This is a genomic window from Acetobacter suratthaniensis (assembly GCF_017377745.1).
Classification (GTDB): Bacteria; Pseudomonadota; Alphaproteobacteria; order Acetobacterales; family Acetobacteraceae; genus Acetobacter; species Acetobacter suratthaniensis.
In genome coordinates this window covers 505,155-531,853 of sequence record NZ_JAFVMG010000001.1, presented here as the reverse complement: position 1 = coordinate 531,853, position 26,699 = coordinate 505,155, and the positions used below count along the sequence as shown (strand labels likewise).

The following is a 26,699-nucleotide window of genomic DNA, read 5'->3' as shown; positions in this document are numbered from 1 at the left end:
CCAGGGCCATATCCACCAGACGGATATGGCATGCGGGAACGACCAGCCCCGCACAGACTCCCGCATGGGGGATGCGATGTTTGATGACGGATTTGCGGCCACGCCCGAAATTCTGGTGCGTGACCGCCGGTGGCGCTGCCATGTCCGCGAGCCTGAAAAGCTGGTCTGGCGCGCACTCGCCGCCTGCGCCGATTCCGGCGGCCTGCCCGGCACGGTCGTGCTGGCGACAGACCGCGAGGTGCGCGAACTGAACGGCCGCCACCGTGGCCGCTACAAACCCACCAACGTGCTGACATTCGACCCGCCGCCGGGCTATGACGGGGGCGACATCATCCTCGCGCTGGAAACGGTGCTGCGCGAGGCCCGCAAGGCTGGTCGGCCAGTGGCGGATCATCTGGCACATCTGGTTGTGCATGGTAGCCTGCATCTGGCCGGGTACGATCACCACCATCCGGGCGACGCCCGTGAAATGGAAATGCGCGAGGCGCGTATTCTGTCACGGCTATCCGTGCCTAATCCGTGGAAGCCCCGCTCATGAGCGAGCATGAAGGCAACACAGGGGAGCGGAGCGAACAGACGGGGAAAAAGTTTTTTTCCTTTTTCCACCGCCGCAAGCAGCCATCCAACCTGCGCAACTCTATTGCCGCTCTGGTGCAGCAGGCCGCCAACGAGGCCGACAGCGCCGAAAATGGTGAACAGCCCGAACTCGACCGGCAGGAACGTGCGCTGATCGCCAATGTGCTCAGACTGCGCAATATCTCGGCTGATGATGTCATGGTGCCGCGGGCTGATATCGTGGCCATGCCGGTTTCAATCAGTCTGGACGAAGCGCTGGCCATGATGCGGCGGGAAAACCACTCGCGCATGCCCGTTTACCGAGACCAGCTTGATGACATCGTCGGCATGATCCACGTCAAGGATCTGATCGCCTATGTCGGCACCAGCGAGGCCTTCAGCCTTGAAGCCCTGCTGCGCCAGCCGCTGTTTGTCGCTCCCCAGCTTCCGGTGCTCGATCTGCTGCTGCAAATGCGCCAGCGCCAGACCCACATGGCCCTTGTCATTGACGAATATGGCGGGATCGACGGTCTGGTGACCATTGAAGACCTGATCGAAACCATTGTGGGCGATATTTCCGACGAGCATGACGAACCCGCCGCCGTCATGATCACACCCCGTCAGGACGGCACTTTCGATGTGGATGCCCGCTGCCCGGTCGAAGAGTTCGAGCGCGAGATTGGCGCCATTCTGACTGACGCTGAAAAAGAAGCCGAAATCGAGACCATAGGCGGGCTGGTTTTCCGCATGGCGGGGCATGTACCGGCGCGGGGCGAGGTGCTGAACCACGAAAACGGCTTCCTCTTTCGCGTGCTCGACGCCGATGCCCGGCATATTCGCCGCGTGCGGGTGCGCCGCGTGATACCCCAGACAGAAGAAACCACCCCAGCCGCGACAGCCCCCACCTGACACGCCTGCAACCGCAGGCGGGTGCTCCGAAGTACGATCAATGGTTGACGTGTGGCTTTTCTGCCGTCATGGCTGTCTGCTTCGGTTGTCACCAGTCAGGAAGGCTTGGTTTCCATGTCTTTTTCACGCCGCTCTTTTCTTGCCGCCACCGGGGTCGCCCTCTCCACCACACCGCTGTGGAATCGCGCTCTGGCGGCCAATCCGACAACCGACACGCCGGTTGATCCGCGTTTCGCCCCACGCGAGATGGGCAGCCCCGATGCCAAGCTGGTGGTAGAGGAATGGTTTTCTCTCACCTGCATCCATTGCGCCCATTTTGCTGAAAACACCTTCCCGCAGGTTAAGGAAAAACTGATCGACACGGGCAAAATCCGCTACGTGTTCCATGATTTCCCCACCGATCAGACCGCGACCCTCGCCGCCATGGTCGCCCGCTCGCTGCCGGTTGAGCGTTACGAGCCCTTCTGCTCGGCACTGCTGTCCAGCCTCGACCGCTGGGCCTATGACCGTGAAGCCAACCCGATGACGGAACTCAAGAAAATGGCTGCTTTTGCTGGCATGCCCGGCGATGTCTTCGACAAGACGATAGCGGATCAGAAGCTGATGCAGTTCATTATCGACGAGCAGGACGCAGCGCAGACCAAGTACCATATCGATTCCACCCCCACTTTCCGCTTCAACAACGCACTGCAGGTTTCCAGCGCGATTTCGTACGACGAATTCGTCAAAAATCTGACTCAGGCAGGCTGAACACCATCCGCCAGCTACAAGTCTGAAACAGCGCGACCATGACTGTCCGTTTCGCCCGGCTTCGCATTGCCGGATTCAAAAGCTTTGCCGACCCGGTAACGGTGGAAATCCTGCCCGGCCTGACAGGTATTGTCGGGCCGAACGGCTGCGGCAAATCCAACGTGGTCGAAGCCCTGCGCTGGGTCATGGGCGAGTCCTCCGCCCGTTCGCTGCGCGGCGGCGAAATGGACGATCTGATTTTTGCGGGCACCGCCACCCGCCCGGCCCGTACACTGGCCGAAGTCACCATTACCCTTGAAGGCACGCAAGGCTTCGGCCCGCAGGGTTTTGCTGAACTGGACGAACTCCAGATCAGCCGCCGGGCTGAACGCGGCGCAGGCAGCGACTATCGGATTAACGGCCGCGCCACCCGTGCGCGCGACGTACAGACCCTTTTTGCCGATCTGGCTTCAGGCGCGCGCTCCTCGGCCATGGTCAGTCAGGGCCGTGTCGCCATGCTGGTGGGCGCACGCCCGGAAGAACGGCGCGGCATTCTGGAAGAAGCCGCAGGCATCACCGGCCTGCACGCCCGCAGGCATGAAGCCGAACTCAAACTGCGTGCGACCGAAAGCAACCTGACCCGCGCCGAAGACCGCCGCAAACAGCTAAGCGAAAGACTGGGCGAACTGGCCGACCAGTCCCGCGAAGCCGAGCATTACCGCTCCCTGTCCGCAGCTCTGCGTGAAGCAGAAACCGAACTGCTGGCCCTGCTCCATGCCCGCGCCCGACTGGCCGTGCAGCGTGCGGCTGATACCGTGGCGCAGGCGCGCCTCGCGCTGACAAGCCGCGAGGAAGCCGCCGAAACCGCCGTAGTCGCCGAGTTTGAGCGCCGCCGCCGCCTGCCCGCCCTGCGTGAACAGGCCGATGCCGCCCGCACCGCGCTGGAACGCTGCCGCGTGCTGGCCGAAGGCACCGCCCGTGAAGAAGAGCGCGCCGTTACCCTCGCCCGCGAGGCCAGCGAACGCCTGACCCAGCATGAAGCCGACCTGCACGCCGCCACAAACCGCCTGACAGATGCCCGTAGCGCCCTTGAGCGCACACAGGCTGAAAAAGCGGAAATCGACACCGCCACGGCCACCCTGCCCACCCGGCAGCAGGAGGCGGAAACACGACAGGAAACTCTGCGGCTCGAACTGGAAAGCGTCGAGCGCGATCTCGCGGCCCTGACAGAAACTCTCAACATCGCCCGGGCACACCATACCCGCGCGGCAGAGGAACTGGAAAACGCCAGAGCGCGCCATGCGCTGACAACACAGGCCCTGAGCGCGATCGAAGCCGAAGTGGCGGAGCTTGAATCCGCCCTCCCCTCGGACGAAGCCTTGCAGGCCATTGCCGAAACAGCGGAAAGCACCGCACGCGCCGCCCAGCAGGCCCGCACCGCAGCGGATGACAGCGAGCGCCTGCGCACCCAGCGCACTATGGAACTGTCGGTCGCCCGCAGTCAGGCTGAGGCCGCCCGGCAGGCTCAGGCCGAGCAAAAAGAAAACATCGCACAGGCTCGCCAGCGGCTCGACAGTCTGGCCAAGGCTCTGCAACAGGCCGAAACCCGCCGGGCCGAAACCACGGCGGCGCTGGTCAGCACCGAAACGCTCGAACACCTGCGCATAACAGAAGAAGACGCCGCCAGAACCACACAGCAGGCCATTGAGGCCCTTGAAGCCGCCGAACAGGCCCGCCTGCAAACCGACACCCTTCTGAACGAGAGCAGCCGTGCAGCGCAGGAGGCGGAAGCCCGCCACCGCAATGCCAGCGAAACGCTACGCGCGGCTGAAACCGCACTGGCCCGCGCCCGACAGGAAGAGCAGACACTCTCACAGGAACTCGAAAAAGCCCGCGCCGAAGCCCTGCCAGACTCCGTGCTTGATGAGGCCCGGCAGGCCCGTATGGTGCATGAAGGCAGTCTGCAACAGATCAGCCAGTTGCTTGAGCAGGCCGAAGCAGCGCTGCCCGCCCGGCGCGAAACCCTGACAGCCAGCACCGCCCGCCGCACAACCCTCCAGACAGAACTGACCCGCCTGCACGCGCAGGCCGAAGGGCTTGATCACGCGCTGGACGACGAAGAGCCGCAGGCCGGAAGCCCGGTTTCCGCCCAGCTTTCGGTAGAAGAGCAGTATGAGCCTGCACTGGCCGCAGCCCTTGCCGATGGGCTGGACGCCTCCACCACAGAAACCGCCGTGCGCGGCTGGCGCCTTCTGGCCGCCGAAGCCCCGCCGCCACTGCCCGCAGGCACCACGCCGCTCAAGGCGCTGGTCAACGCGCCTGCCGAGCTTGAGCGGATTCTGACCTTCACCGGCCTCGTACCCGACACCGGCGATGCCATAGCCCTGCTGCCACAGCTTACACCGGGACAGTGCCTTGTCTCCCGCGCGGGTGATCTCTGGCGATGGGATGGCTTTTACGCCCGCGCCACAGCTACGGGCGGGGCAGCCCGCAGGCTGGCACAGCGTCGTATCCTACGTGAGACGCGCGCGCGCATCACCGCCCTTCAGGCTGATGAACCCGCTCTTGAGCAGGCCGTTCAACAGGCCGCACAGGCAGTACAGGAAACCGAAAGCGACATAGCCCGCTTCCGATCTGAACGGGCTACGGTTGAACAGGCGCTACAGCAGGCCCGCACGCATGAAAGCGAGACGGGCCGCCGCCACGCCGCCTCCCGCGCACGGCTCGACACCATACAGCCCCAGCAGGAAAGAGTCGCCGCAGCCCGGCTGGAGGCAGAAGCCGCCCATGCCCGCGCACGGCAAACACAGGCCGACCTCCCCCCCGTGCATGCCCCGCGCGAAGCCCTGCAGGCCGCTCAGCACAAACATACTGCGGCACAGGCTGCGGAACAGGAAACCCGCACACAGCTCCGGCAGGCACAGGCCCGCCTGCAAACCGCACGTGAACAACGCGCCAGCAACGAGCAGAAACACGCCGCAGCGCAGGCCCGGCTCGATACCCTCACCCCCGAATGCGCCCGCCTGCGCGATGCCCATGCTACGGAACAGGGGGCCTTTGACGCGCTGGCCCAGCGTCTTGCCACTATCGAGGCCGACCAGCAGGCCGCCCACGCGCTGGATACCGCCACACAGGCTCTGAACGAAGCTGAACAAACTGCCCAGCACACGCTTGAACAAGCCCGTCAGGCCCAGCAGGCGGCCGATTCTGCTGCCAATGAAAACCAGCGCAGCCGCGAGCGCGCGGCCGATCTGCGGGGCCGTCTGGCCGGGCTGACACCACGCATGGCCGAATTGCGCCAGACACAGGCCGACACGACAGCGCAGGTCGCGCAGGCTGCCAGCGCGCTTGAGGCTGCGGCCATACCGGCTGAAACCGAGCAGACCTTAGAACAGTTGCGCGCAAGACGGCAGGAGTGCCAGACCCAGCTTGACGCCACGCGAGAAGAGCGCGCAGCCCTTCTGGCGGAAAACACGGCACTAGCCAGCCGACGCGCGGCCACCGAGGCTGCACTGGCGGACTGGACTGCCCGTGCCGAAACCGCCAGCCGGGAAGAAGAGAGCATTCGCCAGCGCATGCAGGACGTGTGCCGCGAACATGAACGCCTGTCCTCCCTGCCCGATGCCGCACGCCAGCAGAAACAGCAGACCGATAAAAACCTGACAGAAGCCGAAGCCGCCCATGCAGCCGCTGACAAAGCCCGCTCGGTAGCCGAGGAGGCGCTGACACAGGCAGGCGAACAGCGCCAGAAAGCCGAAGGCGAACTCACCAGTGCGCGTGAAACCCTGCTCAAGGCCGAAGGCCGCAGCGAGCAGGCCCGCGCCATTCTGGATCAGTTGCTGGCCGAAAGCCCGCCCCCGGCCCGCCCGCCTTCATCCGATCTGACGGAAGCCGCCGAAGGGAGCCTGCGCCGCAAGATCACACGCCTGACCCATGAGCGCGACGCCATGGGGCCGGTCAACCTCCGTGCGGAACTGGAAGCGCGCGAAGCCTCTACGCAGGCGGAAACCCTCGCCACAGAAATGGCGGATCTGGAAGCTGCCATACAGCGGCTGCGTGGCTCCATTGGCTCGCTCAATCAGGAAGGGCGCGAACGCCTGATGGCGGTTTTCGCGCAAGTGGACCAGCACTTCCAATCGCTGTTTACGCGCATGTTTGGCGGTGGCCGGGCGCATCTGGGCCTTGTCGGCAGCGATGACCCGCTGGAAGCCGGGCTTGAAATCTATGCCCAGCCGCCGGGCAAAAAACTGGCGACCCTTTCGCTGCTGTCGGGGGGCGAACAGGCCCTGACAGCGCTATCCTTGATTTTTTCGGTGTTTCGCTGTAACCCCGCGCCGGTATGCGTACTTGACGAGGTTGACGCACCGCTTGACGATGCCAATGTAGGACGTTTCAGTACCCTGCTTGCCGATATGGTCAGCGAAGCAGGTACACGGTTTCTGGTGGTGACACACCACCAGCTTACAATGGCCCATATGGACCAGCTGTTCGGCGTAACCATGCAGGAACGCGGCGTAAGCCGGGTTCTCTCCGTGGATCTTGCGCGGGCAGCCTCCATGGTTGGCCAGAATGACAAGGAAGCACCACATGTCGCATCCTGAACAGGAAGCTGACATTACACTCTCGCACCGGGTCATGCCCCGGCGCGGACGTTGCCTGAAGAAAATGGCTCTGGTCATCTCGCTCTGCATGGCAGCGGGTACCGCCGTCATTGTTCAGCACTCCAAGGCCTATGGTGTTATGGCGCGCATTCACCACGGGCAGGTTATCTGCAATGCCAGTGCTGGAACCGGCCCGCAGCAGGCGGATTTCGACCAGCGCCCCGCCATGATGCGCCTGAGCGTGAACAGCCTGCCCGATGGCCAGCTTACTGTCGGCACCGATGGCCGCACGCTGGCTGATGTGCTGAACTCAGCCTATCGCGCCAATACTCTCCTGATGATCGACCTGCACGGCACCAGCCCTACCGGCGTGGTGCAGCTTGTCCGCAAGGCGCGGATGCGCGACCGGGTTATTCTCATGGCGTCTGACCGCCAGAATCTTCAGGCTGCCCTACAGGCCGATTCAAAGGTGATGGTGGCTTTCCCCGTGCATTCCGCCCGCGAGGCCCATATCGTGCATCGGTTGGCTGGCCCGCACCCTTATGCGGTGTATCTACCCCCGACAGCCGAACCGAGCCTGTTCATGCAGGTTCACCATGATGCAGAAGCCATTATCAGCGAAAATCCGCAGATGGCCCACTCCGATGGGCAGGACCCGCTGGCTGAAAAACCGGTTGATATCGTGATAACCCCCCTTACAACCGCCAGCACGCCCTACCAGCACAGCAATAGCTGAACACAGGGCGTCTTTCCGGAAAACAAAAGGCCCGGTCTCCTGAGTGGAGGCCGGGCCTTTTGTTTGAGCACCCCGAACACCTATAACAGGCATCCGGGGCAGAGGCTGAAAATCAGCCCGGCAGCATTGAGCCGGTTTCTACAAAACGCTGGTGCCACGCCAGCGCCTCGTTAAGCAGATGCGGCGTGTGCTTGCCAAAGGAGTCCTTAAGCGCACGATCCAGATAGTCCTGCAACATCGGGCGGTAATCAGGATGTGCGCATTTGGCGATAATCGTCCGTGCACGCTGCACCGGCCCCAGACCACGCAGGTCAGCCAGCCCCTGTTCCGTCACAAAAATCTGGGTGTCCTGCATGATATGATCGACATGTGCGGCCATAGGCACAATAGCCGAAATCTTGCCACCCTTGGCGGTGGAAGGAGAGAGGAAGATGGACAGATAGGCACTGCGGGCAAAATCACCCGATCCGCCGATACCGTTCATCATCTTCGAACCCATGACGCGGGTGGAGTTTACGTTGCCGTAAATATCCGCCTCGATCATGCCGTTCATGGCGATACAGCCAAGCTGGCGGATAACACCCGGCGCGTTGCTGACATCCTGCTGGCGCAGAATCAGCTTATCGCGGAAGAAATCCATGCGCCGGTTGATTTCCTCGGCCGCTTCCGGGCTGAGTGAAAACGACGTAGCGGATGCCACCCGCATGCGCCCGTTATCCAGCATGGCAAGCATGCCATCCTGAATGACCTCGCTATACCCGACCAGATTTTCGAACGGCCCTTCGTTAAGCCCTTCCAGCACGGCATTGGCCACATTGCCCACACCGGACTGCAACGGCAGCAGCGAAGGCGGCAGGCGGTTCTGTTTGACTTCGTGTTCGAAGAAATCAAGCAGGTAGCCCGCAATTGCCTTGGCCGAAGCATCCGGGGCAGCAAACGGCGCATTGCGGTCGCTGTCATTGGTGCGGACAATGGCCTTGATCTTGGCGGGATCGACCTTGAGGCTGGAACCCCCGATACGCTGGTCTGCCCGGGCAAGCGGAATGATGTCGCGCGTGGGGGTTGCGCTGACATTGCCGTGCCAGATGTCGTGCGTCCCTTCGAGGCCGGGATGCTGCCACTCATTGACCTCGACAATGACCGTGTCTGCCAGATCAAGGAAAGCCTGCGAGTTGCCTACGGAGGAAGTGGGCACGATGCCACCCTCTTCCGTGATTGCCGTTGCCTCGACTACCGCGACATTGAAATGGCCGTAATTGCCCTGATAGGAGCGACTGGCCACCTGACCCAGATGGTTGTCGAAATAGTCGGTTTCGTTGGCGTTGATACGGTTGCGCATACCCGCATCCGTATTGAACGGCGAGCGGAAATATACGCCATTGACCTTGGCCAGTTCGCCATCAAGCTGCGGGCCGGTGGACGCACCGGTAATCAGGCTGATGCGGTATTCCTCACCACGGTCATGGGCGACCTGCATACGCTCGGCCAGCGCCTTGGGCACGGCCTTGGGATAGCCCGCCCCGGTAAAACCGCTGGTGCCGACAACATCCCTGTCCCGGATCAGCTCTGCCGCGGCCTCGGCCGGGCAAACCTTGCTACGCAGCGCGACGTTCCGAATGCGCTCTGTCATGAGAGGCTTTCCTGTTTCTTTTTGTAAACTGTTCCGAACACCAGAGTCGTAACACCGTGCACTGTCCTGCTTTCACCCTGTTTCAGTCCAGGCTTTCTACAGTCTTTTGCCATGCCACAGCCTCCGGGCCGTCCAGATCCGTTGCCGGGCCTGAATTTCACCTTAACCTATGCAGAAACATATGGTTCTGGCGCGTCACATACTTGTGCATGAATGAAAGGACTTAAAAAAAACCGTCCGCAGCGTTCCTGTTTGGACACGGAAAGCCTACATGAAGACAAGGAAGGAACAGGTAACAGCGCAATGCACACACTTATCCGGCATGACGAAAACGTGAAGGAGACCCTGGCGCACGGACTCCGCATTATTGGCGATGTACACGGCGATCTGGACGCCTTCCGCCATGCCGTGGCCACCAAACGTTTCATCATACAGCTAGGCGATCTGGTCGATTACGGGCCAGATAGCGCAGGTGTACTGCGTCTGATGCTTGAGGTCATGGAGCAGGAGCGCGGGCTGTTCCTGATCGGCAATCATGATCGCAAGCTGGGCCGTGCGCTCATGGGCAAGCGGCTGCGCTCATCCCCCCATCTGGAAGACACGCTCGACCAGCTTGCCCGCCCCGAAAATGCAGATGTGCGTACAGCCCTGCTGCCCGCACTGGCAGCGGCTCCGGCATGGCTGATCATGGGCCGCACGGTGTTCGTGCATGGCGCATTCGACCCGCGCATGCTGATGGAGCCGCCCCCCCCGCCCCTTGAGCGCGTAACCTTTCTGCTATCCCGTGCGCTCTTTGGCGAAACGACAAGCCGTATCCAGCCCGATGGCTATCCCGAACGCACGCTGAACTGGGTCAACCAGATTCCCGCTGGCTACACCATCTATTGTGGACACGATCAGCGCTCTACCAATGGCTGCCCGCTAACCCTGCCCGGCCGGGCAGGTGGGCAGGCGGTTTTCATGGATACCGGGGCTGGTAAAGGGGGCCATCTGGCATGGCTGGATCTGCCCGCCCCGGCTATGGATGAAGTCGCGGCTTTCCTGTGAAGGAACAGGCCTGTAAAAGACCTGTGGGGTAAGCCCCGCCATGAATCCGTAACCCACACCCGCCAGCACAAAGAGTATCAACCGTGACAGAGCAGCCGCACCCTACAGACATCCTTGCCGATCTGCGCCGCAGCATCGACAATATCGACGCGGCTCTGGTGTTTATGCTGGCCGAACGATTCCGCTGCACCAAGGCCGTAGGGGCGCTAAAGGCCCGCCACGCCATGCCTCCGGCAGACCCCGAACGCGAAGTGCGCCAGATCGCCCGCCTGCGTGGTCTGGCGCAGGATGCCCATCTCGACCCTGATTTCGCGGAAAAATTCCTCAACTTCATCATTCATGAAGTCATCCGCCACCACGAGGCCATCGCACGGGATGCGATGTCGGACAGCAGTGCTCCCTGAAGTCAACACCCGGCGGCTGATCCTGCTGCGCCACGCGCAAGCCATCGCAGCACCTGCGGGTGACTTCAGCACCGAGGCCGATCTGGCGCGGCCGCTCAGCCCTTCCGGCAAAGCGGCCGCCCTGCGCTGTGGCCAGTGGCTACGCCACAACGCCCTGCTACCTGATGTAATCCTGTGCAGCCCGGCCCTGCGCACCCGCCAGACCATGCAGGGCATGCTGGAAGGTTTGGGAGCGACCACACCGGAGGCTGTGCTACGGCCAGACATTTACGAAGCCGAGCCCTCTGCCCTGCTGGCCTGCCTGCAAACCGCCCCGGCTCCCGCCATGACCGTGATGCTGATCGGGCATAATCCGGGCATTTCAAAGCTGGCCCACCAGCTAGACCCTCTTGCGCAGAGCCTTGATGAAGGATTCGCACCGGGGGCCATAGCGGTGTTCTGCCCCCATGCACAGGCCCCCGTATCCAGCCTGACAGACTGGCGAGGCTGCGTGCCTGATATGGTCTGCCTGCACACATTCACGCGACCCTAAGGTAAAAAAGCCCGGTTTTCTGCGGAAACAGTGCGTGATAACGTGCGGTTTATCAGGATCAATCTTCCTGTTTCCATATGAATGAGAGACAAGATGGATTTCAGGAGGCCGCAGCCGCGACCGAACCCACATAGCAAAAGGAAACACTATGAGCGTGTCGCAGAACGAAGGTAAGCAGACCACCGCTACCATTTCGATCGGTGGCAAAACCGCCGAGATGCCTGTCCTGTCAGGCACTCTGGGGCCGGACGTGATCGATATCCGTAAGCTGCCTGCGCAGCTGGATACTTTTACTTTCGATCCCGGCTACGGCGAGACAGCCTCCTGCACCAGCAAGGTGACCTTCATTGATGGGGATAAGGGCATTCTCCTGCATCGCGGTTACCCGATCGCGCAGCTTGCGGAAGAAGCCTCCTTTGAGGAAGTCATCTACCTGCTGCTCAATGGCGAACTGCCCAATGCCGCCGAATATCAGAATTTTCGCCAGACACTGACCAACCACACACTGCTGCACGAGCAGATTCGCAATTTCTTCAACGGCTTCCGCCGCGATGCGCACCCCATGGCCATCCTGTGCGGCACCGTTGGCGCGCTGTCGGCCTTCTACCCGGATGCCAACGACATTGCCGTGCCGGAAAATCGCCAGCTTGCCGCCATGCGCCTGATCGCCAAGGTGCCGACCATTACCGCATGGGCCTATAAATACACGCAGGGTGAAGCGTTCATCTACCCGAATAACGGGCTGAATTACGCCGAAAACTTCCTGTCCATGATGTTCGCCCGCGAAGTCGAGCCGTACAAGGTCAACCCGGTTCTGGCCCGCGCCATGAACCGTATCCTGATCCTGCATGCGGATCACGAACAGAACGCCTCCACCTCTACCGTGCGGATGGCAGGCTCCACCGGTGCCAACCCCTTTGCCTGTATTGCTGCAGGCATTGCCGCCCTGTGGGGGCCTGCTCATGGCGGCGCCAACGAAGCCGTTCTGAAAATGCTTGCGAATATCGGCAAGAAAGAAAATATTCCTGCCTTTATTGCACAGGTCAAGGACAAGAACAGCGGCGTCAAGCTGATGGGCTTTGGCCACCGGGTTTACAAGAACTTCGACCCGCGCGCCAAAATCATGGAACGCACCTGCCACGAAGTTCTGGGCGAGCTTGGTATCAAGGACGATCCGCTGCTTGAACTCGCGATCGAACTGGAAAAGATCGCGCTGAACGACCCCTACTTTGTCGATCGCAAGCTGTATCCGAATGTCGATTTCTATTCGGGCATTATCCTCAAGGCCATGGGCATTCCCACCAGCATGTTCACACCGCTGTTTGCTCTGGCCCGCACCACCGGCTGGGTCAGCCAGTGGAAAGAAATGATCGAGGAGCCGGGCCAGCGCATTTCCCGCCCCCGTCAGCTTTACCTTGGCGCAACCCAGCGGGATTTTGTCGCTCTCGACAAGCGCTGAAACCGCACACAGTAAAGCCGAATACCGAAAGCTGGCCCGCCAAAAACGGGCCAGTTTTTTTGTGGTTTACACCTACGGCAGGCACACACATTCGTGCCTTACATCACCGCTATGCTGACAGCACCTGACAGGGCCACGCGCATGGCGTTGCCATAAAGGATTAAAATACATACTTGTTGGAATTTCCCGAGGGATAGCGTATTTGAAATCCCAAGCGGCTTTAAAGGCAAATAGTGATGATCCAGAAAACAAAACATATATCACTGTATTTGATTATATGCTCACTAATCGTTGCTCTCGTAATTCTTGGCGCTCAGTGGCACAGACAACATGAGATTACACTCATCAAGAAATGGGCAAAAGAACAGGGTCTTTCCACCTACACTTATTGCGATGACAACAAAAGTAAGTGCGAAGTTCTTAAAATAGACTGACTTTTATTTTCGTTTGGGCAGAAAAAACGCCTTCATGCGCCTCTATGGCATGAAGGCGAAAAATCAGCCGGGCAAGCCGCTTACGAAGGCGGGCAGTCGCACCCTTGGGTGGGGCCTGAACGTTCGCGCACCACATGATGGTCGATCCATTCAGATACAAGGCGGCGCGCCTCATTGAGCGATGCCTCAGGGTGATGGATGCGGTACAGTGTCGTGCAGGCGTTAAACGCCGCGACATCCGCAGTGCCCACATCGCGCAGTTCCCGGTAAGCCGTCACTACGGCCCGTTCACATGTACGCGCGATCCGGTTCGGTTCAGTAACCACAGCGCTTCACCCTCAATTGATAATTAATCTCAACTGCGTTTTATTTAACGCCACATTCTGCATTCTTGCAAGTATGAAAAGAATTCCCCCACAACAATATAATCATTCACCGCAGAAAGCGCTTATACTCGGGGCCAACAAGAAGCATGGATTTTCAACGCCACTGGGGGTATTGCAGGCCGAACTTCCATTCTCATGATCTCAAGGAATCCATCATGACCCTTCTTTCCGGCCTTTCGGCTGACAGCCGCGGCGAAAACAGCGAATGGGACCGTGACGCCGCCCTGACAACAGCGCGCCTGCTGCTGGAAATCAAGGCCGTGAACTTCCGCCCCGAAGAACCCTATACGCTGACATCCGGCTGGAAATCCCCCGTCTATATCGACTGCCGCCGCATCATCTTCTTCCCGCGCGCACGCGCCAAGATTGTCGAACTGGGCGTGGAAAAAATCGGGCGTCATGTCGGCTATGAAAGCCTTGAGGCCGTTGTAGGTGGCGAGACGGCAGGCATTCCCTTTGCCGCATGGATGGCTGACCGTATGGCGCTGCCTATGGCTTATGTGCGCAAGAAGCCCAAAGGCTTTGGCCGTAACGCCCAGATTGAAGGCGATGTACCCGAAGGCATGCGCACCCTGCTGGTAGAAGACCTGACCACGGATGGTGGCTCCAAGATTCAGTTTGCCAATGCCCTGCGCAAGGCTGGCGCACTGATCAACCATGCGTTTGTTGTTTTCTACTACGGCGTTTTCCCCGGCGCGCAGGACACACTCGCAAAGATGGATGTCTCGCTGCATTCGCTGTGCACCTGGTGGGATGTGCTGGAAGCCTGCTCCACCCGCCCCTATTTTTCCGAAGAAGCCGCTGCCGAAGTGCGCCGCTTCCTCGAAGACCCGTGCGGCTGGTCTGCCCGCCACGGCGGTGTAGGCAGCATGGAAGAGGCCATCGCCTTCAAAGCCAACAAGGACAAATAACACGGTGCTACAGGCCCGTTCCTTACCTGACACCCCGTATCATGTACTGGCGTTTGACTCCGGCATAGGCGGGCTGGGTATCGTGCGGGCCTTACGGGCTCATGCCCCTTCGGCCAGAGTGGATTATCTGGCCGATACGGCTGTTTTTCCCTACGGGGAGCAGGAAGACCGCTTTCTGGTCACGCGGATTGTCACATTGATAGGCGAGGCCATTGCCCGCCACCGTCCGCAGGTTGTCATTATCGCGTGCAATACGGCCAGCACGCTGGCACTGAGCGCTTTGCGCACTGCTTATCCGGCAACACCTTTTGTCGGCTGCGTGCCGCCCATTCGCTGGGCCGCCCGGCAGACACGCAGCGGCGTTATCGGGCTACTGGCCACCCGCGCCACCATCCGCCGCCCCTATCTGAACGACCTGCACGCCCAGTATGCCCCACATTGCACGCTGCTGGCCCATGCAGCGCCTCTGCTGGCAGGCTATGCGGAACGGCTGTTCCGTGGAGAAGCGGTGCCAGACCCGCTGATCAGGCAGGAAATAAACGGGCTGTTTGCCTCTCCCGCGTCGTCCCGGCTGGATGCCATCGGCCTTGGCTGCACGCACTATACTTTTGTGCTGGAACGGCTGCGTGCGCTCACACCGCCCGACATTGCCTGGCTAGACCCGGCAGATGCCGTGGCACGGCACGCCTGCACGCTTTTGCAGACACTCCCACCTGCACCGCAGACAAAGCCACACAGCCCTGCCCACGCATGGTTTACCGCCATGCCGGACAGCCCGAAGGCCCTGACGGCTAAACTGCCACCATTCGGTTATGAAAAAATAGAAATCTGGCCAGCCCCCGCCTCTGCCGAAGCGCTGGGCTGACACAAGATCCGCTTGGTTAGTGTTCGCGGCTGACTGAATACCGTGCGGTATCCAGAAGCAGGGTCTTGATTTCGCACTCGTCAAACCCGGCCAGAGCCTCACGCGCCTTGGCGGCATACTCTTCCGCGCGGGCAAGGGTAATGGCGATGGCGTCCGTACGGGCGATCCGCTCAAGTGCGGCAGGCAGGTCATCGGGCGTTTGCTCGCTATCTTCGATAACGCGCCGCCAGAATATACGATCCGCCTCATCCCCAGCCGCATAGGCGGCCAGAACAGGCAACGTCACCTTACCCTCACGGAAGTCGTCACCCACTTCCTTACCCAGCACAGCCTGATCCGCCGCGTAATCCAGCGCATCGTCCACAAGCTGGAACGCCATGCCCAGATTGGCGCCATACAGGCGCAGCGCCTCGCGCTGCTCCGGCCCGCATGCGCCAATAACCGCACCGGCCTCGCAGGCAGCGGCAAACAGAGCCGCCGTCTTGCCATAAATGACCTGCAGATACTGATCGACCGATGTGGACAGATCATTCTGCGTCGTCATCTGCATGACTTCACCCTCAGCCAGTGTGGCGGAAGCAGCGGAGAGAATCGCCATGATATCCAGCGAGGCATCCGCTGTCAGAATCTGGAACGACCGCGCAAACAGGAAGTCCCCCACAAGAACCGAAGCCTTGTTGCCAAAAATGGCGTTTGCGCTGGCCAGACCCCGACGAAGCTGGCTTTCATCCACCACATCGTCATGCAGAAGGGTGGCTGTATGAATAAATTCGACACAAGCGGCAATTTCAACATGCCGCATACGACCGTCCTGATTGTCGTAACCGCACAGTCTGGCGGCCGCCAGCGTCAGCAACGGGCGAAGGCGCTTACCGCCAGCCGCGACCAGATGGGCCGCCAACTGTGGAATAAGCGCAACCGAGCTTTGCATACGCTCGACAATCACCCGGTTGCAGGCGCTCATGTCAGATGCGAGATAATCAGCCAGACCCCTGAGGCCGGCTTCTCCTGGTTTGCTCACGAAAACTCCAGATCCATCCTGACTTGTGGCTCTGCCCGACTCTGGCAGGCTGACTGCAACGTCCAAATGCTATATCCCCCCGCCGTGGGATGAGTTGACGATCCCTTATATGCGAGTCACCAGAAAAACGGTCAAGCACCAACAAATTCAAGCCTGCCTGTATAGCAAAAGATGCACCCTGCGCCGCCCTCCCCTTCTGCTCCCTCCGCCCCCCATACCACGCAGGGTTTTCTGCTGCGTGGGCGGGTCAGCTACACGCAATTCGCCCAAGGCTACCGCACCGGGCTGGAGCCAGTTCTTATGGCGGCCGCAGTTAATGCCCGGCCGGGCCAGAACGTGCTGGAAATCGGCTGTGGCGCAGGGGCTGGCCTGCTCTGCCTGATGCACCGTGTGGCGGACCTGCAGGCCAGCGGGGTAGAAAAAGACCCGCAGACCGCAGACCTCGCGCGCCAGAACCTGCGGGCCAATGGCCACCCGTGCGCTACAGTTCTGACGGGGTCTTTCCCCGAGGACTGGCAGAGCGATAGCAGCGCGGAAGCCGCGCGCTTCGATCACTGCATGGCCAACCCGCCTTGGCATGCTGATAATGGCGCGCCCTCTCCCGAACCCCGGCGCGATCTGGCCCGCAGACTGGGCCAGCACACCCTGCGCCGCTGGATAGAAGGCTGCGCCACCATACTGCGCCATAAAGGCAGCATAACGCTGGCCCTGCCCACCAGCCTTGTGGATCAAGCACTTGTGGCACTGAGTGCCGCAGGATTCGGGGGCAGCACTCTCTACCCCTTCTGGCCCAAAAGCGGGCGGGAGGCGCGAATCATGCTGGTACAGGCCCGACTGGGTGTAAAAAGTCCGGCACGACTGCTGCCCGGACTGGTGCTGCATGAAGCCGATGGCGCATTCACCACAGCCGCGCGCACCGTGCTGGAAGAGGGTGCGCCACTAGGCGGGTTCTAACCCTCCGCACAGCGCAACCCCTGCCTGCTTACTCGAATACGGAGCTTTCGAAGGCTTCTTCCCACGTACCAATGGTGGAAGCGCGGCTGTATTCGGTAGACCGGTTTTCAAAGAAGTTCGCATGCTCGACCGCGTTGAGCATGTCATCCAGCCATGGCAGCGGATTGACCGTGGTATTGAAAATAGGATCAAGCCCGAGCTGACCCAGCCTGCGGTCTGCAATGAAGTGGATGTAGGTTTTAACCTGATCGGCATCCAGCCCTTCCACCGCACCCATTTCAAAGGCGAGATCAATGAAGGCCTCTTCATGCTCGACAATGGTGCGGCAGATTTCCGTCAGTTCATTGCGCAGCTTTTCCGTCCAGATTTCTGGATTTTCCTGCACAAACACCCGGAACAGACGAATGATGGACAGACAGTGCAGCGTTTCATCACGCACCGACCATGACACGATCTGCCCCATGCCCTTGAGCTTGTTAAAGCGCGGGAAGTTCAGCAGGATGGCAAAGGAGGCGAAAAGCTGAAGCCCTTCGGTAAAAGCCCCGAAAGCAGCGAGCGTTTTGGCGATTTCATGCTTACTGTCCACAGAGAACGTCTGCATGTAATCGTATTTATCCTTCATTTCCTTGTATTTCAGAAATGCGGAATATTCGTCTTCGGGCATACCCAGCGTATCGAGCAGATAGCTGTACGCCGCGATATGAATGGTCTCGATATTGGAAAAAGCAGAGAGCATCATCAGCACTTCAGTGGGTTTGAACACCCGGCTGTAGTGCTTCATGTAGCAATTGTTCACTTCCACATCGGACTGCGTAAAAAAGCGGAAAATCTGGGTAACCAGATGGCGCTCGCCTTCATTCAGCACCCGGTGCCAGTCCTTGACGTCATCCGCCAGCGGCACTTCTTCGGGGAGCCAGTGTAGGCGCTGCTGTGTCAGCCACGCATCATAAGCCCACGGATAGCGGAACGGCTTGTAAACCGGATTGGCTGTCAGCAGGTCAAAATGCTGTTCCTGCGGCTCCTGCCCCGTTGCGTTTTCGCTCATACTGCCCTCCCAGGCGCATTGCTGGCGGCACCCCAGCCAGCTCTGGCTCCGGGTTTCCGCCTTATACCTGATTGAAAAAACTATCGCGCGGGCCTGCCCCGATTACTGGCAGGCCAGACATTCCTCGTAATTGCCGCTGCCTGTTGCCGTATCTGCACGGGGGGCATCGACCGAAGGCGTCATCACATCATTCTTGTCCAGCACGTTGCTGACCGTATCGGCCCGCTGGATGGACAGGCTGCGGCAATAGTAAAGGGATTTGAGGCCCTTTTTCCATGCCTGAAAATGGATCTGGTGCAGGTCGCGCTTATGCACGTCCGCTGGCAGGAACAGGTTGACCGACTGCGCCTGACACACAAACGGCTGGCGATCCGCCGCGTGTTCAACCACCCAGCGCTGATCAAGCTCGAACGCGGTTTTGAACACGTCCTTTTCCTGCTGATCCAGAAAATCCAGATGCTGGACGCTGCCCTTGCTGGTGGTGATGGACGACCAGACCTCGGGGGTATCGTAGCCTTTTTCCGCCAGCAGTTTCTGCAGGTGGCGGTTACGAACCGTAAACGAGCCGGAAAGCGTCTTTTGCAGGAAGACATTCGCGGCAATCGGCTCGATACCGGGGCTGGCATTGCCCGCGATAATGGAAATGGACGCCGTGGGCGCAATGGCCATCTTGTTGGAAAAGCGCTCCATAACACCGTATTCCTCGGCATCCGGGCAAGGGCCGCGCAGTTCGGCAAGGTGGCGCGATGCGGCATCCGCCTGCTCGCGGATATGCTTGAAAATCCGGCGGTTCCAGACCTTGGCGATCACGCTTTCAAACGGAACGTTTTTGGCTTGCAGGAAGGAGTGGAACCCCATCACCCCAAGCCCCACCGAACGCTCACGCATGGCGGCGTATTTGGCACGTTCCATATCCTCGGGGGCGCGGTCGATGAAGTCCTGCAACACGTTGTCGAGGAACAGCATCACATCCTCGATAAACTGCGGATTATCGCTCCACTCCTCCCATGTTTCGAGATTGAGGGAGGACAGGCAGCACACCGCTGTACGCGCCTTGCCGTGATGATCGATCCCTGTGGGCAGGGTAATTTCCGAGCACAGGTTGGACGTCTTGACCTCAAGCCCCGCCAGCTTGTGGTGTTCGGGGCGCGCGTTATTCACGTGGTCTGAATAGACGATATAGGGTTCGCCCTGCTCCATGCGGGCTGTCAGGATTCGGATCCACAACGCACGGGCCGATACCTTACGAATGACCGCGCCATCCTTGGGGGAAAGCAGCGCCCATTCATCATCCGTCTCCACCGCGCGCATGAAGGCGTCGGGTACCAGCACACCATGGTGCAGGTTGAGCGCCTTGCGGTTGGGATCACCACCGGTGGGGCGACGGATTTCAACAAATTCCTCGATCTCAGGATGCCAGACCGGCAGATACACCGCCGCCGAGCCACGCCGCAAAGACCCCTGTGAAATAGCGAGAGTCAGGCTGTCCATAACGCGGATGAACGGAATAACCCCCGATGTCTTGCCATTACGGCCGACATTTTCACCAATCGAGCGCAGGTTGCCCCAGTAGGACCCAATGCCGCCGCCCTTGCTGGCCAGCCACACATTCTCGTTCCACAGATCGACAATGCCCTTGAGGCTGTCATTGGCTTCATTCAGGAAGCACGAAATCGGCAGACCGCGCGTGGTGCCACCATTGGACAGCACAGGCGTTGCGGGCATGAACCAGTGGCGGCTGATATAATCGTAAATCCGCTGGGCGTGGGCCGCATCGGCACCGTAATAGGAGGCCACACGACCGAACAGGTCCTGATAGCTTTCCTCGGGCAGCAGGTAGCGGTTATCCAGCGTGGCCTTGCCGAAGGGGGTCAGCAGCGCATCGCGGCTGCGGTCCACCCGCACCTGATGGTGGCCGGGCAACTGCACCATGTCCTGCATGCGGCCGCCATCGAACAGATCCGGCTCGCCTTCGGCGGCGGGCGCCCCGGTGAGCGGGCGACGGCTTTCATTTTCATGCACGTCGATCAGACTCATGACCAGGGCTCTCCGTTTTCCATGTTGTGCTGTGTCAGGTTCGGTCCGCCGCCCGAACGTATTCAGGGGCGTATTGGGCTCACACCATATGTCGTGTTTCTGCTCCATCTGGCACACCACATCTAGTAATTTTTATCTTCAAACCTCCAAAAAAACACTTGATTTCACGAAACTACCTGTTTTCTCTGGTTTTTCAGGCCGCCCCGATCAGTCCGGAGAGTTCCATCCGCTCCCGGGAGTCGGTAATGCTCTGCGACACCGCCAGTGCCGCCGCCAGTGCGCGCCGCCCGGCCAGTGCATCCACCACCACGGGCGCGCCGTCACGGCAGGAGGCGACAAAAGCCTGATGCTCGGCAAAAAGCGAATCCTGCTCGCGCCACGTAATATGCTCGCGCCGGAATCCGTTGGTGCCCGGCAGGGGCAGGCCACGCTCACGCCCGATCAGGGTGAGTTCGCGCTTCATGAAATCCGCCGACAGATAGCCTTCCTGTGAGAACAGGCGCATACGCCGCTCGGTTTTGAGCGAAATGCGGCTGGCCGTAATGGTGGCCACACAGCCGTTTTCAAACCGCACGCGGGCGTTGGCGATATCCTCATGCGCGGAACTGACCGCCGCCCCTAGCGCATCCACCTGCGCTATGGGGCTGTCCACGATAGCCAGAACCAGATCAAGATCATGGATCATCAGATCCAGAATGACCGATACATCCGTGCCGCGCGGCTTGTACGGCGCAATCCGTGTGGCCTCGATATAGAGCGGGCGTGACATACGCTGGGTAATGGCGGCGTGTTCGGCGGAATAGCGCAAAAGATGCCCGACCTGACACACAAGCCCGCTCTCACGCGCAAGGGTTACGAGCATATCCGCCTGATCGAGCGTGGCGGCCACGGGTTTTTCCACCAGAACGTGCCGCCCTGCGCGCAACGCCCTGACAGCCAGCTCGAAATGAAACTCAGCAGGAGCCGCCACCACCACCGCATCGGAGACCGCAAGCAGCGCGTCCACATCCTGCATGACGGGACAGCCTGCCTCCCGCGCGACCTCGGCTGCACGGGCACTGTCGGGGTCAAACAGGCCGGAGAGCACCTCGCCCGGCACATCGCGGATTTTCAGGGCATGATAACGCCCGAAATGCCCGGCTCCGATAACCCCTACGCGCAAAACTCCGGCCATGCCGTCCACTCCCCGCAAGCAACCCGGCCCCTGATGCCGGTTCAAGCAGGGGTAGCAGTCCTGCCCCCGAATGCAAACCACCGGCCCCGGCACGCCATGTTGGCCGCGTGACACACACGGGCCAAAGCAGCCTGAACGCATCTCTTGCATGCTCAATGCACGCTCAACAGTTGCATCACGCTCACTTGCCCGGCATGTTCCCGGCAACAGAACTGCAAGCGATCAGGTAAGAATGTATTACAGCCGACTCAAACTGGCCTCGGTACTGGGCGTGTGCCTTTTGGGCCTGCTGTTGTGCCTGCCCAACGGCATACGCAAGCCCTCCTCTCTCTCCATACCGTGGAGGCAGATCCACCTTGGGCTGGATCTGCGCGGCGGCTCATACCTGCTTATGCAGGTGGACCTGCCAAGCCTGACCCATGACAGGTTGCAGACCCTTTCGGAAAACATGCGCGACATCCTGCTCCAGAACCATCTGGGCTATCAGGATTTCCGTATTGATGCCGACAATGCCACTGTCTCCTTCCTGCCCCGTTCGGCAGAGGAAACGCAGGCCGGGCTGAAAGCGCTCGAAACCCTGCCACGCCTCTCGGCGGCAGAGTTTACCGTTGTCCGGCAGGATAATGGCCGCATTGCACTGACTCTCTCGCCCGAATCCATCGCGACCCATGCGCGTGAGGCTGTCACCCAGTCGATCGAAATCGTGCGCCGCCGTATTGACGGCACAGGAGCCATCGACCCCGAAATTACCCGTCAGGGTGATGACCGTATCGTGGTGGAACTGCCCGGTATCAGCGATCCAGAGCGGATCAAGGCGCTTTTGGGCACCACGGCCAAGATGAGCTTCCGCCTGATTGACGCCAACCCTCTCCACACCACCTACCCCCCCACGGGTGTCCAGCTACTGTCCATGGCCAACCCGGCCGACGGGCCTGCCCTACCCGTTTACGACCATGTGGATGTGGACGGTGCCGACCTGACAAACGCTGCGGCAACACTCGATCCGAAAAACAACGAATGGGCCGTCAGCTTCGCGTTTAATTCGGTGGGGGCACGCGCCTTTGCCAGCGTAACGCAGGCCAATGTCGGCCAGCGCTTTGCCATTGTTCTGGATAACAAGATTATTGAAGCGCCGGTTATCCGCACCCCCATCACCGGTGGCGATGGCCAGATTACCGGTGGCTTTACCGCCCAAAAAGCAACCGACCTTGCCCTCATGCTCCGTGCTGGCGCACTCCCCGCCCCGCTGAGCGTGGTGGAACAGCGCAGCATCGGCCCCTCCTTGGGGGCGGATTCCATCCGGGCAGGCATGATCAGCCTTGGTGTGGGTTTTGCTCTGGTGGTGGCCTTCATGGTGCTGTTCTACGGCCGATTCGGCTGGTACGCGGATATTGCCCTGCTGGCCAACCTTGTGCTGATGGCCGCCATCCTGTCGCTGTTTGAAGCAACACTGACGCTGCCGGGCATGGCGGGCATGCTGCTGACCCTCGGCATGGCCGTGGATGCCAATATTCTCATTAATGAGCGTATCCGTGAGGAAGTGGCCCGTGGCCGCACACCTCTGGCCGCCATGCAGGCGGGTTTTGAGCGCGCCACCTCCACCATTGTGGACAGCAATGCAACCGCCCTGCTGGCGCATGTCATGCTGTTTGTATTTGGCACCGGCCCTGTGCGCGGCTTCGCGCTCACCATCACCATTGGTATCGTGACAACCCTGTTCACGACCCTTCTGCTCTCCCGCATACTCATGGCCCGCTGGTACGCGCTCACCCGCCCCACCAGCCTGCCGGTCTGAAACGAGGCGCATATGCTTGGACGTCCTCTCCTGCGCTTTGTCCGCAAGGATACGCACATCAACTTCATGCGGGGCCGCTACATGGGCCTGCTTGTTTCAGCCGTGCTGTCGCTGGCCTCTCTTATCCTGTTCATCCACCCCGGTCTGACATTGGGGCTGGATTTCAAGGGGGGAATCGTGGTGGAGGCCAAAACCCCCACCCCGGCCGATTTCAGCGCCCTGCGTGCCGCACTGGCCGCACGCGGCCTGCCACATGCTTCTATCCAGTCTTTCGGTGCGCCCGATGATGTCCTGATTCGGTTAGATGCTGGCAACAGCAAGGAAACGCAGGCTGTGGTGGACACTGTGCGCCACACTGTGGCGGATGCCCTGCCCGGCACCACCATTCTGCGGGCTGATGCGGTGGGGGCTTCGGTTTCAGCCGAGCTGTTCCGCAATGGCATGCTGGCACTTGGCATCAGTCTGGCGATGATTCTGGTTTACATCTGGGTGCGCTTTGAATGGGAGTTTGCCCTGAGCGCCGTGGTGACGCTCATCCTTGATCTGACCAAGACCGTTGGCTTTCTGGTACTGACGGGCTTCGAGTTCGATCTTGTTATGGTCGCGGCCATTCTGACCATTCTGGGCTATTCCACCAACGACAAGGTGGTGGTGTATGACCGTGTGCGCGAAAACCTGCGCAAATACCGCACCATGCCGCTGATAGAGCTGATCAACCTCTCCATCAACGAAACGCTCAACCGCACACTGGGCACGTCTTCCACGGTGTTTCTGGCGGCCCTGCCGCTGGCGCTGTGGGGTGGCACCACGCTGTCGGGTTTTGCATGGACGATGCTGTTCGGCATTGTGGTGGGGACATCTTCCTCCATCTTTATCGCAGCCCCTCTGCTGCTTTTCATGGGGGAAGGCCGCCTCAAGCGGGGCGCCAAAACCGGAACGGCCACCGCCTCCTGATAAAAAAGCCCTGCCGGGGCGGGATTGCTCCCACCCTGACAGGGCTTTTTTCAGGGCCTCAGCATGGCCCTGCCTTTATCTTTGAATACCCAACCTTCAGTGCGTAATCCGCATGACCGGCACCTGCTCCGTGGGGGCTGATGCCTGAACATTACCCTGCGTGGCAGGCGATGGCGGGCTGTTGATGAGGGCGATAAAGTCCTCAACCTTTTCCCCGGCATTGTGCAGGTTTTCGTTGGTGGGCCTGTCGCGTAGCTGCATGATCGCACTCAGCGCAGCCCGGTCGGACTGGAGAATACGCATATACTCCGCCACCGTAACCCGGTCTGACATCAGCCGACCCCGCGCCATACCATTGGCAATGACATAGCTATACAGCACGGTTTTGGGGGTGGGGCGGACAACCAGCCCGACACTATGCGACTGGCAACCCGCCAGCAGGCCGAGCAGGGCAACAGCCCGCACACTCATGCCCGCCAGACGGACGGGGCGCCCCCCTGTCGGCACCGAGCGTGGAGCGGATGAAAAAAGAAAGGCCGGACGTCTCATGAACGGCATTCTATTCCACATTCCACGCCACATGGACAGAGCGCCCGCGCTCAGGCTGCAGGCGGCGTGGTGCGGGCCTTGGCGGCCAGTTCATCACGGATCTGTTCGAGCAGCTCTTCCGTGCGGGTTGGCGCAGGCGGTGCCTTGGGCTGTTCGTCTTCACGGACATGCAGGCGGGTGAGCGCCTTCACGACCCAGAAAATCACCAGAGCGACAATAACGAACTGGATGACCGCATTCAGGAACAGACCGATATTCATGGTAACCGCACCGGCTTTCTGGGCTTCGGCCAGTGTCGCCAGATGCGGCCCCTTGAGGGTGATGAACAGGTTGGAGAAATCAATCCCCCCGATCAGCAGCCCCAGAAGCGGGTTGAAGACATCCTTGACCAGACTGTTGACAATGGAGGTGAACGCCGCACCCACAATCACACCAACTGCCAGATCCACGACATTGCCACGCATGATAAAGGCGCGGAACTCCGCTACCCAGCCCGGAGTGTGAAGGGGAAAACCCTGCTCGGCCATTTTCTATGTTCCTCTTTATTATCTGAAGTGTAGGGCATGAGTATGACGCCAATTACCGGCCCGGCACAGCCTCAGAACGCATGGCGGCGGCAAAAAGCACCCGCAAGCGCAGGTATTCCGCCCAAATGGAGCATAAAACACACAGAGGAAATCAAGTGTTGATCCCATCCACATGGATCGCTATATGCTGCCGACAAAAGCCCGGTCGGCATCGGGCCATCCTGTGACAGAGAAAGATTGACAGCCATGAAGCCCGGCATTCACCCCGACTATCACGAAATCACCGTTGTCATGACCGACGGCACCGAATACACGACGCGCTCCTGCTTCGGCAAACCCGGCGAGACGCTGCGTCTGGACGTGGACACGAAGTCCCACCCCGCGTGGACCGGCGTGCAGCGTATGCTCGATACGGGAGGCCAGGTGGCCAAGTTCAACAAGCGCTTTGCCGGTATCGGCACGCGCACGAAGGGCTGATCAAGCCTCGGTCAGGCCCTCTCTGGCCAGACTGGCCCAAGCGGCACGCCGCTTGTGCACGAACAAATGTGAACCCCATCCTCTTGAAAAAGGGGGTGGGGTTTTCCACGTTCAGGGGAGAGCGGATGCCCGCAGGCCGGGGTTCGCTGCTTAACTGTCGGGTGGGATCGCCATAATGGGATCCGGGCCGGAACGACAGAACCTTGCTAACAGAGAAGGTTCCCTGATCATGACATACGATTTCACCCCCCTTTTCCGCACCGCCATTGGCTTTGACCGTCTGGCGCAGGTTATGGATAGTGCGGCCCGCGCCAACGGCACGCCCAGCTACCCGCCCTATGATATCGCCAAGACAGGCAATGACAGCTACGCCCTGACCATGGCTGTGGCTGGTTTTGGCCCAGAGGATATTGAACTGGTTGTGCAGGACAGCACGCTGGTGGTCTCAGGCCGGGTTGGCGCCCCCACGGCGGAAGGCGAGGTGCTGCATCGCGGCATTGCCCGCCGGGCGTTCGAACGCCGCTTTGCGCTGGCCGATCATGTGGAGGTAACAGGGGCGGACATGCATAACGGGCTTTTGCGGATTACGGTACGCCAGATCGTGCCGGAGGCGCTCAAGCCACGCCGTATCCCCGTACGCAGCGCGGAAAGTGGTGCCGTGCAGTTCCACAACCGTCCGGCAGAAGCCGGGCAGTCCGGCGCAGCGGAAGAGACAGCGCCAGTCGCCAGCGCCGCCTGAACCCATGCCGGAAGAACCTCCCGGCGGGAGCCGCCCCACAGGCGCCCCTCCCCCACCCGGTCTTCCGGCATGCCCCAAAGCGGCCTCGGCGGCATAAAAAGGGGAAAACACGGGGTTTCCCCTTTCGTGTTGTGCATTTGCGGCTTGACCTGCGCGGGTTGCTCCCGCCATATCGTGCCCCATATGCGCGTCGGCAGGCACGCAGGGTTTGGGAAGCCACGACTCTTCC

Annotated in this window: 24 protein-coding genes; 16 read left to right on the top strand and 8 right to left on the bottom strand. The window is 60.5% G+C overall.

Translation table 11 applies throughout. From position 1 onward, the window contains the following. The first annotated feature begins 64 nt into the window (after positions 1-64). From ybeY to J2D75_RS02465, 5 genes are all read left to right on the top strand, one after another. On the top strand, positions 65-538 hold the full coding sequence (gene ybeY / locus J2D75_RS02485) for an rRNA maturation RNase YbeY (protein WP_207852840.1): 474 nt from the start codon (positions 65-67) through the stop codon (positions 536-538). Then, the gene (locus J2D75_RS02480) at positions 535-1,464 is read left to right on the top strand and encodes a hemolysin family protein (RefSeq protein ID WP_207852361.1); all 930 of its coding nucleotides are present in this window, start codon (positions 535-537) and stop codon (positions 1,462-1,464) included. The genes ybeY and J2D75_RS02480 overlap by 4 nt, the downstream gene beginning before the upstream one ends. 114 nt (positions 1,465-1,578) lie before the next feature. Continuing rightward, a complete protein-coding gene (locus J2D75_RS02475; protein WP_207852360.1) occupies positions 1,579-2,214 on the top strand; it encodes a thioredoxin domain-containing protein in 636 nt (211 codons plus the stop codon). A 38-nt stretch (positions 2,215-2,252) separates the two neighbouring features. Continuing rightward, positions 2,253-6,794, top strand: coding sequence for an AAA family ATPase (locus J2D75_RS02470; protein WP_207852358.1), 4,542 nt, complete (start codon positions 2,253-2,255; stop codon positions 6,792-6,794). Continuing rightward, positions 6,781-7,530, top strand: coding sequence for a PI-PLC domain-containing protein (locus J2D75_RS02465; RefSeq protein WP_207852356.1), 750 nt, complete (start codon positions 6,781-6,783; stop codon positions 7,528-7,530). Before J2D75_RS02470 ends, J2D75_RS02465 begins: the two co-directional genes overlap by 14 nt. 112 nt (positions 7,531-7,642) lie before the next feature. Here the strand turns inward: J2D75_RS02465 and J2D75_RS02460 are convergent, their stop codons facing one another. After that, positions 7,643-9,160, bottom strand: coding sequence for a succinate CoA transferase (locus tag J2D75_RS02460; protein WP_207852354.1), 1,518 nt, complete (start codon positions 9,158-9,160; stop codon positions 7,643-7,645). 303 nt (positions 9,161-9,463) lie between these two features. On the opposite strand from J2D75_RS02460, the gene J2D75_RS02455 reads away from it, so the two are divergent. From J2D75_RS02455 to J2D75_RS02440, 4 genes are all read left to right on the top strand, one after another. Continuing rightward, the gene (locus J2D75_RS02455; RefSeq protein ID WP_207852352.1) at positions 9,464-10,207 is read left to right on the top strand and encodes a metallophosphoesterase; all 744 of its coding nucleotides are present in this window, start codon (positions 9,464-9,466) and stop codon (positions 10,205-10,207) included. A gap of 83 nt (positions 10,208-10,290) precedes the next feature. Next, positions 10,291-10,611, top strand: coding sequence for a chorismate mutase (locus J2D75_RS02450; RefSeq protein WP_207852350.1), 321 nt, complete (start codon positions 10,291-10,293; stop codon positions 10,609-10,611). Further along, positions 10,601-11,143, top strand: a complete 543-nt coding sequence (locus J2D75_RS02445; protein WP_207852348.1) for a histidine phosphatase family protein — start codon at positions 10,601-10,603, stop codon at positions 11,141-11,143. Before J2D75_RS02450 ends, J2D75_RS02445 begins: the two co-directional genes overlap by 11 nt. A gap of 148 nt (positions 11,144-11,291) precedes the next feature. Continuing rightward, the gene (locus tag J2D75_RS02440; RefSeq protein ID WP_207852346.1) at positions 11,292-12,602 is read left to right on the top strand and encodes a citrate synthase; all 1,311 of its coding nucleotides are present in this window, start codon (positions 11,292-11,294) and stop codon (positions 12,600-12,602) included. A 514-nt stretch (positions 12,603-13,116) separates the two neighbouring features. Here J2D75_RS02440 and J2D75_RS02435 read toward each other — a convergent pair. Next, positions 13,117-13,362: a hypothetical protein gene (locus J2D75_RS02435; RefSeq protein WP_207852344.1), complete on the bottom strand. Its 246-nt coding sequence runs from the start codon at positions 13,360-13,362 to the stop codon at positions 13,117-13,119. Between the two features lie 215 nt (positions 13,363-13,577). Between J2D75_RS02435 and J2D75_RS02430 the strand changes: the two genes are divergently transcribed. Both J2D75_RS02430 and J2D75_RS02425 read left to right on the top strand, forming a co-directional pair. Beyond that, positions 13,578-14,333 carry an orotate phosphoribosyltransferase gene (locus J2D75_RS02430; protein WP_207852342.1) on the top strand — a complete coding sequence of 252 codons (756 nt, stop codon included), beginning with the start codon at positions 13,578-13,580 and terminating at the stop codon, positions 14,331-14,333. 4 nt (positions 14,334-14,337) lie between these two features. Further along, complete coding sequence (locus J2D75_RS02425) at positions 14,338-15,198, top strand: aspartate/glutamate racemase family protein (RefSeq protein WP_207852340.1); 861 nt, start codon at positions 14,338-14,340, stop codon at positions 15,196-15,198. A 16-nt stretch (positions 15,199-15,214) separates the two neighbouring features. Here J2D75_RS02425 and J2D75_RS02420 read toward each other — a convergent pair whose 3' ends face one another. Beyond that, a complete protein-coding gene (locus tag J2D75_RS02420; protein ID WP_207852339.1) occupies positions 15,215-16,285 on the bottom strand; it encodes a polyprenyl synthetase family protein in 1,071 nt (356 codons plus the stop codon). A gap of 105 nt (positions 16,286-16,390) precedes the next feature. Here J2D75_RS02420 and J2D75_RS02415 point away from each other — a divergent pair, with 105 nt between their 5' ends. Beyond that, entirely contained in the window at positions 16,391-17,173 is a 783-nt protein-coding gene (locus tag J2D75_RS02415) for a tRNA1(Val) (adenine(37)-N6)-methyltransferase (RefSeq protein WP_207852337.1), read from the top strand. A 28-nt stretch (positions 17,174-17,201) separates the two neighbouring features. Here the strand turns inward: J2D75_RS02415 and J2D75_RS02410 are convergent, their stop codons facing one another. The 3 genes from J2D75_RS02410 to J2D75_RS02400 form a co-directional block, all read right to left on the bottom strand. Further along, entirely contained in the window at positions 17,202-18,218 is a 1,017-nt protein-coding gene (locus J2D75_RS02410) for a ribonucleotide-diphosphate reductase subunit beta (protein WP_207852335.1), read from the bottom strand. Between the two features lie 102 nt (positions 18,219-18,320). Beyond that, entirely contained in the window at positions 18,321-20,255 is a 1,935-nt protein-coding gene (locus J2D75_RS02405) for a ribonucleoside-diphosphate reductase subunit alpha (protein ID WP_207852332.1), read from the bottom strand. Between the two features lie 193 nt (positions 20,256-20,448). Continuing rightward, the gene (locus J2D75_RS02400) at positions 20,449-21,429 is read right to left on the bottom strand and encodes a Gfo/Idh/MocA family protein (protein ID WP_207852330.1); all 981 of its coding nucleotides are present in this window, start codon (positions 21,427-21,429) and stop codon (positions 20,449-20,451) included. A 232-nt stretch (positions 21,430-21,661) separates the two neighbouring features. Here J2D75_RS02400 and secD point away from each other — a divergent pair, with 232 nt between their 5' ends. Further along, positions 21,662-23,224 (top strand): protein translocase subunit SecD, encoded by a 1,563-nt coding sequence (gene secD / locus J2D75_RS02395; protein ID WP_207852328.1) that lies wholly within the window; start codon positions 21,662-21,664, stop codon positions 23,222-23,224. A 12-nt stretch (positions 23,225-23,236) separates the two neighbouring features. After that, positions 23,237-24,178 (top strand): protein translocase subunit SecF, encoded by a 942-nt coding sequence (secF, locus tag J2D75_RS02390; protein WP_207852326.1) that lies wholly within the window; start codon positions 23,237-23,239, stop codon positions 24,176-24,178. Between the two features lie 96 nt (positions 24,179-24,274). Here secF and J2D75_RS02385 read toward each other — a convergent pair whose 3' ends face one another. Then, positions 24,275-24,727, bottom strand: a complete 453-nt coding sequence (locus J2D75_RS02385; RefSeq protein WP_207852324.1) for a hypothetical protein — start codon at positions 24,725-24,727, stop codon at positions 24,275-24,277. Between the two features lie 50 nt (positions 24,728-24,777). Continuing rightward, positions 24,778-25,254 carry a large conductance mechanosensitive channel protein MscL gene (gene mscL, locus J2D75_RS02380; RefSeq protein WP_207852322.1) on the bottom strand — a complete coding sequence of 159 codons (477 nt, stop codon included), beginning with the start codon at positions 25,252-25,254 and terminating at the stop codon, positions 24,778-24,780. A 246-nt stretch (positions 25,255-25,500) separates the two neighbouring features. Between mscL and rpmE the strand changes: the two genes are divergently transcribed. Both rpmE and J2D75_RS02370 read left to right on the top strand, forming a co-directional pair. Continuing rightward, on the top strand, positions 25,501-25,731 hold the full coding sequence (gene rpmE / locus J2D75_RS02375) for a 50S ribosomal protein L31 (protein WP_207852320.1): 231 nt from the start codon (positions 25,501-25,503) through the stop codon (positions 25,729-25,731). Positions 25,732-25,960: 229 nt separating this feature from the next. Then, entirely contained in the window at positions 25,961-26,470 is a 510-nt protein-coding gene (locus tag J2D75_RS02370; protein ID WP_207852318.1) for an Hsp20 family protein, read from the top strand. The last annotated feature ends 229 nt before the right edge of the window (positions 26,471-26,699 follow it).

What these genes read in the sequence shown, in the direction of transcription:
- rpmE (WP_207852320.1), top strand. Translation starts at nt 25,501, where the DNA reads ATGAAGCCCGGCATTCACCCCGACTATCACGAAATCACCGTTGTCATG.
- J2D75_RS02455 (WP_207852352.1), top strand. Translation starts at nt 9,464, where the DNA reads ATGCACACACTTATCCGGCATGACGAAAACGTGAAGGAGACCCTGGCG.
- J2D75_RS02465 (WP_207852356.1), top strand. Translation starts at nt 6,781, where the DNA reads ATGTCGCATCCTGAACAGGAAGCTGACATTACACTCTCGCACCGGGTC.
- J2D75_RS02415 (WP_207852337.1), top strand. Translation starts at nt 16,391, where the DNA reads ATGCACCCTGCGCCGCCCTCCCCTTCTGCTCCCTCCGCCCCCCATACC.
- J2D75_RS02400 (WP_207852330.1), bottom strand. Translation starts at nt 21,429, where the DNA reads ATGGCCGGAGTTTTGCGCGTAGGGGTTATCGGAGCCGGGCATTTCGGG.
- secF (WP_207852326.1), top strand. Translation starts at nt 23,237, where the DNA reads ATGCTTGGACGTCCTCTCCTGCGCTTTGTCCGCAAGGATACGCACATC.
- J2D75_RS02430 (WP_207852342.1), top strand. Translation starts at nt 13,578, where the DNA reads ATGACCCTTCTTTCCGGCCTTTCGGCTGACAGCCGCGGCGAAAACAGC.
- J2D75_RS02370 (WP_207852318.1), top strand. Translation starts at nt 25,961, where the DNA reads ATGACATACGATTTCACCCCCCTTTTCCGCACCGCCATTGGCTTTGAC.
- secD (WP_207852328.1), top strand. Translation starts at nt 21,662, where the DNA reads ATGTATTACAGCCGACTCAAACTGGCCTCGGTACTGGGCGTGTGCCTT.
- ybeY (WP_207852840.1), top strand. Translation starts at nt 65, where the DNA reads ATGGGGGATGCGATGTTTGATGACGGATTTGCGGCCACGCCCGAAATT.
- J2D75_RS02475 (WP_207852360.1), top strand. Translation starts at nt 1,579, where the DNA reads ATGTCTTTTTCACGCCGCTCTTTTCTTGCCGCCACCGGGGTCGCCCTC.
- J2D75_RS02405 (WP_207852332.1), bottom strand. Translation starts at nt 20,255, where the DNA reads ATGAGTCTGATCGACGTGCATGAAAATGAAAGCCGTCGCCCGCTCACC.
- J2D75_RS02385 (WP_207852324.1), bottom strand. Translation starts at nt 24,727, where the DNA reads ATGAGACGTCCGGCCTTTCTTTTTTCATCCGCTCCACGCTCGGTGCCG.
- J2D75_RS02470 (WP_207852358.1), top strand. Translation starts at nt 2,253, where the DNA reads ATGACTGTCCGTTTCGCCCGGCTTCGCATTGCCGGATTCAAAAGCTTT.
- J2D75_RS02440 (WP_207852346.1), top strand. Translation starts at nt 11,292, where the DNA reads ATGAGCGTGTCGCAGAACGAAGGTAAGCAGACCACCGCTACCATTTCG.
- J2D75_RS02460 (WP_207852354.1), bottom strand. Translation starts at nt 9,160, where the DNA reads ATGACAGAGCGCATTCGGAACGTCGCGCTGCGTAGCAAGGTTTGCCCG.
- J2D75_RS02480 (WP_207852361.1), top strand. Translation starts at nt 535, where the DNA reads ATGAGCGAGCATGAAGGCAACACAGGGGAGCGGAGCGAACAGACGGGG.
- J2D75_RS02410 (WP_207852335.1), bottom strand. Translation starts at nt 18,218, where the DNA reads ATGAGCGAAAACGCAACGGGGCAGGAGCCGCAGGAACAGCATTTTGAC.
- mscL (WP_207852322.1), bottom strand. Translation starts at nt 25,254, where the DNA reads ATGGCCGAGCAGGGTTTTCCCCTTCACACTCCGGGCTGGGTAGCGGAG.